The sequence below is a fragment of the Polaromonas sp. genome, assembly GCF_035638815.1.
In the GTDB taxonomy this organism is placed as follows: Bacteria; Pseudomonadota; Gammaproteobacteria; order Burkholderiales; family Burkholderiaceae_C; genus Polaromonas.
Genome location: NZ_DASQZG010000003.1, coordinates 145,447 through 158,418, shown reverse-complemented (window position 1 = coordinate 158,418; position 12,972 = coordinate 145,447). Strand labels below are relative to the sequence as shown.

Annotated in this window: 13 protein-coding genes; 7 read left to right on the top strand and 6 right to left on the bottom strand. The window is 62.3% G+C overall.

Annotated features, from left to right (window positions below; genetic code table 11):
* The first annotated feature begins 146 nt into the window (after positions 1 to 146).
* The 3 genes from VE934_RS01555 (at position 147) to VE934_RS01545 (ending at position 4,125) form a co-directional block, all read left to right on the top strand.
* Positions 147 to 1,205 carry an alkane 1-monooxygenase gene (locus tag VE934_RS01555; protein ID WP_324883630.1) on the top strand — a complete coding sequence of 353 codons (1,059 nt, stop codon included), beginning with the start codon at positions 147 to 149 and terminating at the stop codon, positions 1,203 to 1,205.
* A gap of 106 nt (positions 1,206 to 1,311) precedes the next feature.
* Complete coding sequence (locus VE934_RS01550) at positions 1,312 to 1,752, top strand: acyl-CoA thioesterase (RefSeq protein WP_324883628.1); 441 nt, start codon at positions 1,312 to 1,314, stop codon at positions 1,750 to 1,752.
* Positions 1,753 to 1,977: 225 nt separating this feature from the next.
* Positions 1,978 to 4,125: a hypothetical protein gene (locus VE934_RS01545; RefSeq protein WP_324883626.1), complete on the top strand. Its 2,148-nt coding sequence runs from the start codon at positions 1,978 to 1,980 to the stop codon at positions 4,123 to 4,125.
* Here the strand turns inward: VE934_RS01545 and VE934_RS01540 are convergent.
* Positions 4,097 to 5,035, bottom strand: a complete 939-nt coding sequence (locus VE934_RS01540) for a LysR substrate-binding domain-containing protein (RefSeq protein ID WP_324883624.1) — start codon at positions 5,033 to 5,035, stop codon at positions 4,097 to 4,099. The two genes, VE934_RS01545 and VE934_RS01540, sit on opposite strands and share 29 nt — an antisense overlap.
* A 100-nt stretch (positions 5,036 to 5,135) precedes the next feature.
* Between VE934_RS01540 and VE934_RS01535 the strand changes: the two genes are divergently transcribed.
* Positions 5,136 to 5,780 (top strand): NAD(P)-dependent oxidoreductase, encoded by a 645-nt coding sequence (locus tag VE934_RS01535; protein WP_324883622.1) that lies wholly within the window; start codon positions 5,136 to 5,138, stop codon positions 5,778 to 5,780.
* 512 nt (positions 5,781 to 6,292) lie between these two features.
* On the opposite strand, the gene pyrF is transcribed toward VE934_RS01535, so the two are convergent.
* Positions 6,293 to 7,117 (bottom strand): orotidine-5'-phosphate decarboxylase, encoded by an 825-nt coding sequence (pyrF, locus tag VE934_RS01530; RefSeq protein ID WP_324883620.1) that lies wholly within the window; start codon positions 7,115 to 7,117, stop codon positions 6,293 to 6,295.
* Between the two features lie 83 nt (positions 7,118 to 7,200).
* Between pyrF and VE934_RS01525 the strand changes: the two genes are divergently transcribed.
* Positions 7,201 to 8,085: a DMT family transporter gene (locus VE934_RS01525; RefSeq protein ID WP_324883618.1), complete on the top strand. Its 885-nt coding sequence runs from the start codon at positions 7,201 to 7,203 to the stop codon at positions 8,083 to 8,085.
* A 93-nt stretch (positions 8,086 to 8,178) separates the two neighbouring features.
* On the opposite strand, the gene VE934_RS01520 is transcribed toward VE934_RS01525, so the two are convergent.
* Genes VE934_RS01520 through tsaB form a run of 3 tightly spaced genes read right to left on the bottom strand, consistent with a single transcriptional unit; the run spans position 8,179 to position 10,289 of the window.
* Positions 8,179 to 9,069 carry a uracil-DNA glycosylase gene (locus VE934_RS01520; RefSeq protein ID WP_414693790.1) on the bottom strand — a complete coding sequence of 297 codons (891 nt, stop codon included), beginning with the start codon at positions 9,067 to 9,069 and terminating at the stop codon, positions 8,179 to 8,181.
* Between the two features lie 10 nt (positions 9,070 to 9,079).
* Positions 9,080 to 9,559: a ribosomal protein S18-alanine N-acetyltransferase gene (gene rimI / locus VE934_RS01515; RefSeq protein WP_324883616.1), complete on the bottom strand. Its 480-nt coding sequence runs from the start codon at positions 9,557 to 9,559 to the stop codon at positions 9,080 to 9,082.
* Between the two features lie 13 nt (positions 9,560 to 9,572).
* Positions 9,573 to 10,289, bottom strand: a complete 717-nt coding sequence (gene tsaB / locus VE934_RS01510) for a tRNA (adenosine(37)-N6)-threonylcarbamoyltransferase complex dimerization subunit type 1 TsaB (protein WP_324883614.1) — start codon at positions 10,287 to 10,289, stop codon at positions 9,573 to 9,575.
* A gap of 109 nt (positions 10,290 to 10,398) precedes the next feature.
* On the opposite strand from tsaB, the gene dacB reads away from it, so the two are divergent.
* On the top strand, positions 10,399 to 11,874 hold the full coding sequence (gene dacB, locus VE934_RS01505) for a D-alanyl-D-alanine carboxypeptidase/D-alanyl-D-alanine endopeptidase (RefSeq protein WP_324883612.1): 1,476 nt from the start codon (positions 10,399 to 10,401) through the stop codon (positions 11,872 to 11,874).
* A 40-nt stretch (positions 11,875 to 11,914) separates the two neighbouring features.
* The gene (locus VE934_RS01500; RefSeq protein WP_414693794.1) at positions 11,915 to 12,190 is read left to right on the top strand and encodes a SemiSWEET family sugar transporter; all 276 of its coding nucleotides are present in this window, start codon (positions 11,915 to 11,917) and stop codon (positions 12,188 to 12,190) included.
* Here the strand turns inward: VE934_RS01500 and VE934_RS01495 are convergent.
* Positions 12,163 to 12,936, bottom strand: coding sequence for a sensor histidine kinase (locus tag VE934_RS01495; RefSeq protein ID WP_324883610.1), 774 nt, complete (start codon positions 12,934 to 12,936; stop codon positions 12,163 to 12,165). The two genes, VE934_RS01500 and VE934_RS01495, sit on opposite strands and share 28 nt — an antisense overlap.
* Between the last annotated feature and the right edge of the window lie 36 nt (positions 12,937 to 12,972).

The window sequence follows — 12,972 nt, the reverse complement described above, 5'->3', positions numbered from 1 at the left end:
GCGAAGGTTTTGGCACTTCGCCCTTTAACCACGGGCAAAGTTTGCTACGTATTTCATAGCATCGCATCGCGGACTGCCGGCCGGCTTTGCCCCAGCACCCGCAAGAAAATTTGCCAGCCCCGGCGCGACGTGAGAAAGTCGCCCCCATGCGCCCTTCCGACCTGCGTTTCCTCCTGGCCTGGCTGCTGCCGCTGCTGACTATCGTCGGCATTTTTACGCACCCAGCACAGTCCGCTCTTTTGACCCTGGCCGTGTGGTGGGGCATTGCCCTGCTGGATGCTTTTGCGCCCGGCGCTCAACGTTCGCCCGCCCCCATGCCCTCCGGCGCGAGCCTCGTGTATTTTCAAACGGTGTTGCGTCTGTACGTGCTGCTGCAAATAGCGCTGATTGCAACGGGTGCTTATGCCGCCGTGCACGGCGACTGGCTGACCGTGATGGGCGTGGCGTTCAGCGTGGGTTTTGTCACTGGCTCGCAAGGCATCACCTTTGCGCACGAGCTGGGCCACAGCAAATCACGGGTTGACCGTTTTTGCGGCTGGCTGCTGATGAGCAGCGTTTGTTATGGCCATTTCATGGTGGAGCATTACAGGGGCCACCACCCGCGCGCCGCCACGCAGGATGACCCGGCGTCTGCCCGCCTTGGTGAAAGCCTGTACCGGTTTTTACCGCGCACGCTCTGGGGCAGTCTCGCCAGTGGCTGGCAACTGGAAGCCCAGCGTATTGCCCAGTTCAAATCCAGCTGGCTGCGCAGCCCGCTGGCCTGGAGCGCGCTTGGATCCTTGATGCTTTTTGTGCTTCCTGCCCTTTATCTACCTGCGCACACAGCTATTAAATTCATAGCATTTTTCGCGCTGCAATCTACGGTTGCCTTTTTGTTGCTGGAAGTCGTGAACTACATCGAGCACTACGGCCTGCGCCGCAGCAGCGAAGGCGGGCGTAGGGAGGCGTTTGGCGTGATGCACGCCTGGAATGCCGATCATGTGGTCAGCAACTCGCTGCTGGCCAACCTGCAACGCCACTCTGACCACCACATGCATGCCTGGAAACCGTATGCAACGCTGCAGGCCCTGCCCGGCCCACAACTCCCCACGGGTTACGCCGGCTGCCTGCTGCTGGCCATGCTCCCCCCGCTGTGGTTTTTCCTGATGCACAAGCGCATTGCCGCTCTGCCGGACGCTCCCGCTCGCCTCGCAGTGCATAGCTGACGCCCCAAACTGTTTGGCGAGCCAGGCCCTTATAGAGGGGCCGGGATCGGACAAAGCACGCTCCTAAAGTCCGGATAATGAGGGACTTATTTTTCAGGCAATTCCCATGTCCTCCATCACCCTGCGCTTTCTGGCCGAACCCAGCACCGTCAACTTTGGCGGAAAAGTCCATGGCGGCACCGTCATGAAGTGGATTGACGAGGCCGGTTATGCCTGCGCCACAAGCTGGGCCAAGCTTTATTGCGTCACCGTATCGGTGGGCAGCATCCGCTTTCAGCGCCCCATCATGATCGGTGACCTGGTAGAAGTGCAGGCTCGACTGGCCTACACAGGTCGCACCAGCATGAATATTGCGGTGGAGGTACGCGCCGGGGACATGAAAACCGGCGAGATGCATGTCATCACCGAATGCCTGGTGGTCTTTGTTGCTGTTGACCCTGACGGCCAGGCCATTCCTGTAACACCATGGCGGCCAGACACACCTGGGGACATTGCGCTGGCGCAACGGGTGAAAGCGCACCTGGATGCTGCGCGCAGCATGTCATAGCTCCAGGTCAAGGCCGGACGGCGTGCTGTCCTACAGGCGTGGCCGGTCATACCGCCGGGGGGCAGGTAAAGCTGCGGTTAGGCTTTACCGGTATCGCGTTGATGAGTGCCTCCATTGCCATTGCGCGCCCGGAATCCATGACTTCGCTTGCCCCTAATGCCTCTGTCGCTTTTACCCATCCGCCGATTTTTATCGTTTAACGCCCTCCTGAACTCTTTCATCTCAGTGCTGCTGATCGCAGCGTTGAGCGGCTGCGCGGAGCATCAGCCCACGGCCAGTGCACCAGAACGTGCAGACGCCCCTGTTGCCGACACGCCCCTGGCCGGGCCTGACCCGGGCCTGCTGATGCTCCTGGTGCCAGATGGCCAGAAGCTGTCTTCGCCCCACGTCACGGCCTGGATCGACGCGGCTTCTGAAGGCGGCGTGCGTCTGCAAGCGGTGACCGACCGCCAGTTCCTGACGCTTGGGCCAGAAGCCTTGAAATATGCCGGGCTGGTGTTGCCCGACGTGCTGCACCCCATCGCCAGTGAGGCCTTGCTCACGGCCATCCGGAACTACACCAACGCCGGTGGCAACACGCTGCTGGTGCACGACTTCGGCATCTTTGCGCTGGACGGCAATCAGAAGCCCACCTACCCCATTCCGCGGGCCAGGTTGAGCGACATGGCTGGCGTGGACTACGGGCTGTACGACGTGTTGCGCGAAAAAAGCACGGTCGTAGGGCCGGTGAGTGCCATGCGAAGCACGATGCGCGCCCTGCAGGTCCCGCCCGGCAAGTCAATCCCGCACGTGGCTGAAACCGCGCCTGAGGGGGCCGCGCCTGCCCCGTCGGCCGCAGCGTCCGCTCCCGAGCCGGCAGCCGGGACTGCGGCCGCCCCCCCGCTTGAAGCAGCCACGGCTTATATCCCGCAGAGCACGCCCCCCTCTTCGGCACCCGCCGACGAGCGCCAACCCGTGGCGTCCATGCCCGGCGATGTGCTGGAAACCTTCAGCGGTTACCTGCTCGGCGGGCTAAGTTATTCCAGCTTTGTCACGCGCGGTGCCTATTCAGGCAAAACGCTGGCAACATCGCCGCAGGCCGGGCTGGTTGCCGGCGTGAACAAGGTCGGCCGCGGGCAGGTGCTGTTTGTCAACTTGCCACTGACGTACCTCAAGGTGGTGCGTACCGACGGGCTGCCCTTGCACGGCTTTTTGCACTACTTTGCAAACAATGTTTTGCAACTGCCGCAGCTTTCAGCCGTGCCCAATGGCGTGGCCGGGCTCACGCTGGACTGGCATCTGGACTCGTTCACTGCGCAGCAACCAACCTTGACGCTGGAAAAACTCGGCATCTTTGACGACGGGCCTTTCTCCATTGACATGACGGCCGGCCCGGATGCGGTGACGGATGGTGACGGCAAAGGCTGGAACCTGGACAACAACCCCATCGCCCAGGACATCTTGCGGCGCTTTGCCAAAAAAGGCCACGCCATCGGCAGCCATGGCGGATGGAACCACGACTACTACGGCCTGAGTGCCGACGAATCCAACCGCGCCACCTTTCTGCCCTATCTGGAAAAAAACGTGGCCTCCATCCGAAACACAGTGAGCCATGGCTTGCGCCCGTATCTGGGCTTCACATCGGCAGTCCCGCCGGCGATTCCCACCATCCTGCTGCCTGTCGTTGAAAAAATCAGGAATTTCATCAACTGGGCCTTTGGTCCACCCATGCGGCAGTATTCCCCGCCAGTAGGTAACAACCCCACCTGGGCCATGGACTGGCTGGAGCAGCAAGGTGTGGTGGCGGTGTACTTTGGCGGCCACACCGGGCTGGGGCCTACCCGCCAATACCGCGAAGGCCAGTTGCGCAACCCGGGTTTGTGGGTTTTCCCGGTCACACCCGCGGGACGCTACGCCACCTTTGAAGAATTTCAGACCAACAAGGTGCCCAAGGAAGAGGTTATCAACTGGTATCGCGAGTCCGTGGACTTTGCGGTTAATCACAACACCACCCGCATGATCTACATGCACCCGAACGGCGCCAATGTCTGGCCTGATGTGCTGCAAGACCTGCTGGCTTATGCCAAAGCCAAGGGTCCGGAACAGTTTCGCTGGTACACCATGACGCGGCTGGCCGATTTCATGACCACCCGGCAAGCCGTTGCCTGGACCGAGCAGCGTGATGCGGCCGGTGTTTCCCGCTTTGAAGCAAGTCACCCCCACAGCCTGGACGAAATGGTCTGGCTGCTGCCCAAGTCACGTTATGTCGGCGAGCCTGTGAGCACGCAGGGCCACGTCAAGGTATCGGACCGGGGCACGCACTGGGCCGTCAAGGCCGGCAACACGCGCCGCGTGGCTTTCACCGCTACGGCGCTGGGCGGGGCGCCGCTGTAGAACTGCGGCTGAAGTAGCCGGTCAGCAGCTCGAGTGTGTGCCGCACTTTGGCGGGCTGATCACCCCGTCGCGGAGTAACGGCATAAACCGGGACATCCGTCAGGCGCCAGCCCGGCAGAATGGGCAACAGGCGCCCATCAACCAGCGCCTTGTGGTCCTCATCACTCACGGCCATCCCGACACCCCAGCCCGCTACACAAAGCGCATGTAATGCCGTGACTTGCGAAGCCTGCGCACGCGCCTCCAGTCTGAAGGTTTGACGTTGACCATTGGGACCTTCAAGCTCAAGTACATCGCCGCTGGCCCCTGACGACTTACTGGGGAGCCAGGACAGCCAGTCGTGCTGAAGCAAATCACCGGGCTCCGCCGGCCAGCCGCGCTCTGCCAGATAGGCCGGTGACGCGCACAATTGCCGCCCCATGCTGCCCAGCTTGCGCGCCACCAGTGACGAATCCGTCATGGCCCCGACCCGCAACGCGATGTCCACCCGCTGCTCAATCAAATCAATCAGGGTGTCGTCCAGCAGGAGACGAAGCTTCAGCTTGGGATAGCCGCGCAGCGGGGCCAGCGCGGCGGCCAGCAAGCCACCAAAACCCATAGGCGCAGCCAGCCGCAGCTCGCCTTCGGGTTCGTCCCGCAGCCGCACCAGCGCCTGCTCAGCCGACCGGGCGGCAGCCACCATGGCAGCGCAACCAGTGCGGTAGCGCTCGCCCGCCTCTGTCAGGGTCAGACGCCGGGTAGAGCGGTGCAGCAGGGCCAGTCCCAAGGACTGTTCCAGCTGCCGCACATGCTGACTCACTGCCGAGGGTGTCATGCCCAGCTGGCGTGCGGCAGTTGTCATGGACCCACACGAAACCACCTCGGCAAAAACTGCCATGCGCTTGAGTTGATCAATGAATTTTTCAGTCATTAGTTAGTTTTACTTCACAGTGTTAGCCAATTTTGCCGACTATTCACAGTTTTGTGAAGCAAGCAAACTTGCTGCTTCTGTAACCAACCAAGGAAATCTCATGAACATCGCACTCATTGGCGCCACCGGTTTTATCGGCTCACCAGTCCTGGCGGAACTGCTCAGCCGCGGTCACAAAGTCACCGTGCTGGCCCGCACGCCTGCCAAGCTCCCCGCCAAAGCCGGGCTGACGGCCGTCCAGGCAGACGCCCTCGACGCGAATCAGGTCGCCGAAGCCGTGACTGGCCACGACGCCGTGATCAGCGCCTACAACCCGGGCTGGAGCGAGCCGAAAATTCACGACGTGCATCTGCAGGCCAGCGATGCGATTGTTGAAGGCGTGAAAAAAGCGGGTGTCAAACGCCTGCTGGTGGTCGGCGGCGCGGGCAGTCTGTATGTGGCACCGGGCGTGCAGCTGGTCGACACGCCGGAATTTCCCCCCCAGTACAAGCAGGGCGCGCTGGCCGCACGTGAAGCACTGAACCGGCTCCAGAAAGAAAACACGCTCGACTGGAGTTTTGTCTCGCCCCCGATCGGCCTGGCACCGGGCGAGCGCACCGGCAAATACCGCCTCGGCGCGGATGAACTGCTGCCGGGCCAGGGCGGTCAACCAGCTGGAATTTCAGTGCCTGACCTGGCGGTATCGATTGTGGATGAGATCGAAGCGCCGCGGCATGTGCAGAAGCGGTTTACTGTTGCGCATTGATTTTTTAGCGTCACGCTTTCTCGCTCGCTCTGGACAGTAGGTCTGACTCCCCACTCCCACCCCTAGCCCCTCCCTCGCCCCGCCGGGCGATGGAGGGGGACTTCATTTGGCCGCGTGTGCTCACTGACACGTGCATGAATGACGGTCCCATGGTCCGAACCCGTTTTCGATCCCAGTTTCCCAAACCCTTCTGTATGCGCCGAGGAGCGCAGGTTCAGACGGATCAGGGCTGACACTTGTTTGAGCCGAAGGCGAGTTTGTGTCAGACCCCGGCTGAACCGAGCACCGCAGGTTGCCCGTAGCATCGCCGCGGGACGCAGACAGCAGGGTCGCCTTTATTTTGCTTCCTTTTCTTTGGCGACGCAAAGAAAAGGGAGTCGCCCGCCGGGGCGAGACCCGGCTTGTTGGCGAACCCAGGATGCACGAAGCTCACCAATATGGATCCCGGATCTGGCCTCCCCCGGACTCGATCCGGGGTCCGGGATGACAGGCCCGCGCAGGCAACTACAAGCTCAGCCCCGAGCAGCCTGCAACACATCTCGCGTCTTGATGGCCTCACGCCGGGCCGCGTCAGCAAAGTCATCCCCCGACGATGCATAAATGATGGAGCGCGACGAGTTGACGATGATGGGCGCGCCTGGCCGCCAACCGGCTTTAACAGTTGCCACCGCGTCGCCGCCCTGCGCGCCCACGCCGGGAATCAGCAGCGGCAAGGTGGGCGCCACGGCCCGCACACGTTCGATTTCTGCCGGGTAAGTGGCACCCACGACCAGACCGAGCTGGCCATTCAGATTCCAGGGGCCTTGCGCGAGGCGGGCGACGTGTTCGTAAAGAAGGGGCTGGCCTTCAATCGAAGCCAAGCGCTGATTCTGCAAGTCATCCCCGCCCGGATTGGAGGTGCGACACAAAAGGAACGCCCCCTTACCTTCATGTTTGAGATACGGCGCAACCGAATCAAAACCCATGAACGGCGACAGCGTCACCGCATCGGCGCCGTAGCGTTCAAAAGCTTCAATGGCATATTGCTCGGCAGTGCTGCCGATGTCGCCACGCTTGGCGTCCAGAATGATCGGCACTTGCGGGGCGACCCGGCGCATGTGCTCCATCAGGCGCTCAAGTCGGCCCTCAGCACGGTGGGCCGCAAAGTAGGCGATTTGTGGTTTGAAGGCGATGACGAGATCGGCCGTGGCATCGACAATCGCCGCGCAAAAATCGTAAATCTTGCTGGCGTCGCCCTTGAGCTTGCCCGGAAATCTGGTGGGCTCCGGGTCGAGGCCGACGCAGAGCATGGAGTTGTTCTGGCGCTCAGCCGCGCCGAGCATGTCTAGAAAAGTCATCACTTATTGTAAGAAGCCCGACAAGAACCCCGCCGCCAGCTTAAGGGCGACAATACGCCCGCACCGACCAGGAACCGCACCCCATGCAACTGACCCGTCAACAACTCATCATGCTGATCCTGCTGACGCTGGTCTGGGGCTTTAACTGGCCGGTCATGAAACTGGGCGTGGCGGACTTCCCGCCGCTGACATTTCGGGCCATATCGATCTGGCTGGGCGTACCGGTGTTGGGGCTGGCACTGGTCGTGATGAAGGTGCCATTTTTCATACCGCGTGAGCGATTTCGCGAGCTGTTCTGGCTGGCGTTTGCCAACATGTTTGTCTGGCATGTGCTGGTCATTCTCGCCGTCAAGCAGCTAAGCAGCGGGCGCGCGGCAATTCTGGGTTACACCATGCCGATTTTTTCAGCGCTGCTGGGTGCCTGGTTTTTTGGCAACCGCCTGAAGGCCCGCAGCTGGCTGGGTGTGGCCGCTGCTGCGCTGGGGGTGTCCCTGCTGCTGTGGCACGAGCTCACAGCCCTGACCGGCAGACCGGTTGCCGTGGTCTGCGCGCTGATAGGCGCTGCGACCTGGGCGCTGGGCACACACAAGCTGCGCAACACCACCATGCCGGTGGCAACACTGACCATTTCTTTCTGGATGACCGTGATGACAGGCGTGGTGCTGGGCGTGCTGAGCGCGCTGTTTGAGATGCCGCAGTGGAAGGCACCCTCCACCTCCACTTGGGGGGCCATCGCCTACAACGCGGTGCTGATCTTCGGCTTTGCCCACGCCGCGTGGTATTTTCTGGCGCGCAGCCTTCCACCCGTGGCCTCGACCCTGAGCGTGATGATGATCCCCATCCTCGGCGTGTTCTCGGGCGCGGTTTGGTTGGGCGAGGTATTGCACTGGCAGGACTGGGCCGCTGTGGTGCTGATGGTGGTGGCGATTGCATCGGTGCTGGCGCCTTCACGCGCAGCAGCCAAATAAAAGGGGCAACGTCAAGGCTCTCTTTACCAGCCGGGGCCGCGGAACCGGCTTTGCCGGGCCGCAGACGCAGCGGCCCCCTCGGGGGGCAGGGAGTTACGCGGAGCGAACGATCGTGGGGGCCACACTTAGAGCCAGGCACATATCGTCCCAGGCTTTGGCCTTGTCGGGCAGGCTGCGCAGCAGATACGCCGGGTGATAGGTGACAACCACCGGCACGCCCAGATAGCGGTGGACCTGACCGCGCAACTTGCCCAGTGGAATCTTCTCCACCTCAGGCACGCTAGCTTGCAGCAACGAATGCGCCGCGAATTTGCCTAGAGCCAAAATCATTTTGGGTTGCAGCAGCTCGACCTGGCGTTTCAAATACGGTGCGCATTGCGCCACCTCGGAAGGCTCAGGGTTGCGGTTGGCAGGCGGCCGGCATTTCAGCACATTCGTGATGAAAACGCTTTTTGACACGCCCGCTTTGGGCACGGCGTTATCGTTGCCGCGCTGCAGCCGCATGGCCTGCAGCATGTTGTCCAGCAGCTTGCCCGCCTGGCCCACAAAGGGTTCGCCGGCGAGGTCTTCGTTTTCTCCGGGAGCCTCGCCCACAATCAGCCAATCAACTGGCGCCAGAGGACCGACGCCAAAGACCGTGTTTTTGCGGCCTTGGCAAAGCGCGCAGGCGGTGCAACCCGCCACTGCCGCCTGGAGCGCAGGCCAATCCATGCGCTCAATGCCCAGAATGTCCCGAGGCGCGGACACGTCTTGCAGGGGCGGTGGGACAGAAACGCCCGCCGGCGCCGTTTGGGGCGCCATCACAGGTGGTTTTGAATCAAATCGGGCTTCCGCCCCTTGAGGACGGGCGGCATTAGCTATCGTATTAATAGCATTCGCAGCTTGAGTGGCGGCCGCCTCACTCGCCGCTGGCTGCGGCTGCCAGACGCGCACACCCATCTCGCGCAGCATGGCGCGTTGTCTTTTGTCCAGGTCCAGGCTCACAGCATCGGCCTCACAAAGCCAGACTCATGACAATGGCGTCCTCGCGTTTCGACTCGCCGTCGGGGTAATAGTCGCGCCGGGTTCCGACGTGGCGAAAACCATAACGCTCGTAAACAGCCCGTGCGCGGGTATTGCTGATGCGCACCTCCAGCCACAACCACTGCGCGCCCTGCCCGCGCGACCAGATCACCAGTGCGTCCAGCATCACACGGGCCCAGCCCATGCGCTGGTGCACGGGTGCCACGGTGATGTTGAGCAGATGTACTTCGTCCACGCCCTTCATGGCCACAAAGTAGCCCAGCAACTCGCTTTCGCCCGGGACACCGGCCGTGAGCAACTGCGCCTGGTAGCCGGCCTGAATCGAGTCGCCGAAATTGCCCGCCGACCACGGATGGGCGTACACAGCGTGCTCAACCCGCAGAACCGCCTCGAACGATGCCGGGGTCATGGCTTCGAACTGGGCTTCCAGGGGTTTGAGAACAGCGCTCATGGTTGGTAAAAAATTATCCGTTGGCCACCGCTGCGGCATCGGCTTTGATGCGTGCACGCTCTTCGGTGGTCAGTGCTACTTTATCCCGAATGTAGAGCGGCAGCGCATGTGCCGCAGCAACACTTTCGCCCCGGGCCAGCAAGGCCGGCGCCAGGCGTAGCAAAGCGGTCGCTGTGGGCAGCGCCGTCACGCGTTGCACCGTTTCCGGGATGGGGGGCAGGCGGCTCGCATACACCGCAAAGACATTGCCTGCCAGCACCTTGTCCTTGGAAAGCGCCAGGTTTTCTGGCCGGATCAGGGCACAAGCAGACGCGGCCGCCCACTGCCCCGCGTTGCAAACAAACTGTTGCACATAGATTTCGTCCATGCGGGCATCCAGCATCGCCGTAACCTGCAGATCCGCGGGGGCACCGGCCTCAAAACGCGCCTCTTCGGCCACAGCGAGAAGGGTATCAACCGGCAGCACGGGAATGCCGGCGCCCAGGGCCAGCCCTTGCGCCACGGCGCAGGCGGTGCGCAGGCCTGTAAACGATCCCGGTCCACGGCCAAAAGCCAGAGCATCAAGCTGATTAAGTGGCAGTCCAGCCTGCCCGAGCAACTCCAGAATGGCCGGGATCAGTGTGCTGGAGGCTTTCGCCCCACCCGGCCCGGTGTGCTGCCAGACACGCTCGCCATCGCTCACGGCAATCGCCATGCTGTCGGTGCTGGTGTCAAACGCAAGGAGTTTCATGAAGGGTAGGAGGTGATGGGCAGAGGTCGCGCCGACCCCGCATGTACTGATTATCCGGTTAAGGGCCGCACGTCCTGACGGGCGGACGCAGAGCACAGATAATCGTGTCATGGGTTTTTTGCATTTTTCTCGTGGCCTGAAGGCCATTGCCTTCCTGTCTGTGTTCTGCACAGCAGCCCACGCCCAGAAATCACCGCTTCCCCCAGCCGTTGAAAAGGCTCTTGCACGCGCGCAGGTCCCGCGTGAGGCTGTCACCCTGTTGGTGGTGGATGCCACGGGGGCGCAGCCGCCCCGACTGAGCCATCGCAGCACGGTTCCCATGAATCCGGCGTCTGTCATGAAGCTGGTGACCACTTACGCAGCGCTGGATGTTCTCGGGCCTCAGTTCACCTGGACCACCCGCGTGATCATGGATGGCAGCGTGGCGGACGGTATGCTGCGCGGCAACCTGGTGATCCGCGGCGGCGGCGACCCCAAGCTGGTGGTGGAGCGCCTGCAGGCCTTGCTGATGCAGGTGCAGGCCAGCGGCGTCAAGGTGATTCGCGGAGACATCGTGCTGGACCGCAGCGCCTTTCAGGTGCCCCTTCTGGACGCGGGCGAGTTCGACGGCGAGCCGCTACGGCCCTACAACGCGCGGCCAGATGCATTGCTGATCAACTTCAAATCGCTGGTCATGAGCTTTTCGCCGGACCTGGCTCAGGGACGCGCGCTTGTGCGTGTGGACCCCCCTATGGCCGGACTGGTGATTGACGACAGCGTCCCCCTCGTGCGTGTAGCGCGCTGCGGCGACTGGCGCAGTGAGTTGCGTGCCAGCGTTGAGAACCCCAATCGTCTGCAATTTGCAGGCAGCTATTCTTCGGCCTGTGGCGACAGGGTTTGGCCCACAGCGTACGCCGAGCCCGACAGTTACGCCGCCCGCGCCATTGAGGGATCCTGGCGCACGCTGGGTGGCCTGCTGACAGGCAGCGTGCGGGACGCCACCGCAGCAGAACTTGCCCTGCTGCGCGCCCGGGGGACGCTGTCAGGCGACAAGGCGCAGCTGCGACTGGATTCGCCGTCACTGCCGCTGCGCGACATCGTGCGGGACGTGAACAAGTTCTCAAACAACGTGATGGCGCAGCACTTGTTTCTCACGCTGGGCCGGCAAGCGCAGCCCGGGCCCAACCCGCAGGGCACGCCAGAGACCGGTCGCGCCGCACTGGGTGCCTGGTGGAGAAAATCGATACCGCAATTGCCCGCGCCGGTCGTCGATAACGGCTCGGGCCTGAGCCGCATCGAGCGTGTCAGCGCGGCCAGCCTCGCAGGCATGCTGCAGCACGCCGCGCAAAGCCGGGTTGCGCAGGATCTGCTCGATTCCCTGCCGATTGCGGGTACTGACGCCACCATGCGCGAACGCGCCAAAGTGGTGGCCGGCCAGGCGTTTGTAAAAACCGGCTCCCTTCGCGACGTGACCGCAGTCGCCGGTTATGCCAATGGTGCCAGCGGCGCGCGTTACATCGTGGTTGGCATCGTCAACCATCCCAATGCAGGCGCAGCCCGGCCAGCGCTTGACGCGCTGATTCAGTGGGCTGTGCAGGAGCGTTGACAGCCCGCGCTTGAACAATCACTTTGAAAAGAACGACAACATGATCGAATGGACAGAGCTGCTCGGCTATTTCGCCGCCTGCCTGACAACAATGAGTTTCTTGCCGCAGGCCTGGCACACCTTCAAAACGCGGGACGTCAGCGGCATTTCTTTGGGCATGTACAGCGTGTTCACGCTGGGGTCGGCTTTATGGCTGGCCTACGGAATCACCTTGCGTGCATGGCCCATCGTTGGCGCCAACGCAATCACGCTGATGCTGGCGCTGGCCATTCTCTTGATGAAGCACCGCTATGGGCGGCCGTCCAGCGTGAAATAGATAGTAGCGCCCTGATCTGGCGCCGCTTCTGCCCACACCTTGCCCCCATGGCGCATCACAATGCGCTGCACGGTTGCCAGCCCGGCGCCCAAGCCCGGAAAATCCGAGGACACATGCAGGCGCTGGAAGATGCCAAACAGCTTGTCCGCCTGGCTCATGTCAAAACCAGCGCCGTTGTCGTTGAAGAAATACGCGGTCGCGCCATCAGGCTCCACCCGGCTGCCGACAACAACCTGGGCTCTTTCCTTTTTGGAGGTGAACTTCCACGCATTGCCCGCCAGATGGTCGATCAGCTGCTTCAGCAGGGCGGGATCGCCCCGGGCCATAAGTCCAGCCTGCACCTCTACCTGTACCGCGCGCTCGGGCTCGGCTTCCTGCAACGCGGCAAAAGCGCTATGGGCCAGCGCACCCAAGTCGACGGTTTGCACAACCATCTCGGCGCGGGACAGGCGCGAAACCACGAGCAAGGCGCCCAACAGCTCGTTCATGTTGGCAACGCCCAGCCGGATGCGCTGTAAGTAGTGCTTGCCGCGTTCGGCATTGCCACTGGTAACGGCGTTTTCAAGCAAACGGCTGAAGCCGTCTATGGTGCTCAGCGGTGCCCGCAAATCATGCGAAACCGAATAGGAAAAAGACTCCAGCTCCTTGCTGGCGGCTGCAAGGTCAGCACTGCGCTGGCGCAGTTGCGCTTCAAGCGCTGCAATGGTTTGCCTTGCGGCGGCCAGATCTTCGGAGGGGTCGGCCATGTCAATTCCTGGGGCTTGCCGACATCAACATGATTT

Coding starts and splice junctions, on each gene's coding strand:
- pyrF (WP_324883620.1), bottom strand. CDS start 7,117: ATGACTTTTCTAGACATGCTCGGCGCGGCTGAGCGCCAGAACAACTCC.
- tsaB (WP_324883614.1), bottom strand. CDS start 10,289: ATGAAACTCCTTGCGTTTGACACCAGCACCGACAGCATGGCGATTGCC.
- VE934_RS01525 (WP_324883618.1), top strand. CDS start 7,201: ATGCAACTGACCCGTCAACAACTCATCATGCTGATCCTGCTGACGCTG.
- dacB (WP_324883612.1), top strand. CDS start 10,399: ATGGGTTTTTTGCATTTTTCTCGTGGCCTGAAGGCCATTGCCTTCCTG.
- VE934_RS01500 (WP_414693794.1), top strand. CDS start 11,915: ATGATCGAATGGACAGAGCTGCTCGGCTATTTCGCCGCCTGCCTGACA.
- VE934_RS01540 (WP_324883624.1), bottom strand. CDS start 5,035: ATGACTGAAAAATTCATTGATCAACTCAAGCGCATGGCAGTTTTTGCC.
- VE934_RS01550 (WP_324883628.1), top strand. CDS start 1,312: ATGTCCTCCATCACCCTGCGCTTTCTGGCCGAACCCAGCACCGTCAAC.
- VE934_RS01495 (WP_324883610.1), bottom strand. CDS start 12,936: ATGGCCGACCCCTCCGAAGATCTGGCCGCCGCAAGGCAAACCATTGCA.
- rimI (WP_324883616.1), bottom strand. CDS start 9,559: ATGAGCGCTGTTCTCAAACCCCTGGAAGCCCAGTTCGAAGCCATGACC.
- VE934_RS01555 (WP_324883630.1), top strand. CDS start 147: ATGCGCCCTTCCGACCTGCGTTTCCTCCTGGCCTGGCTGCTGCCGCTG.
- VE934_RS01535 (WP_324883622.1), top strand. CDS start 5,136: ATGAACATCGCACTCATTGGCGCCACCGGTTTTATCGGCTCACCAGTC.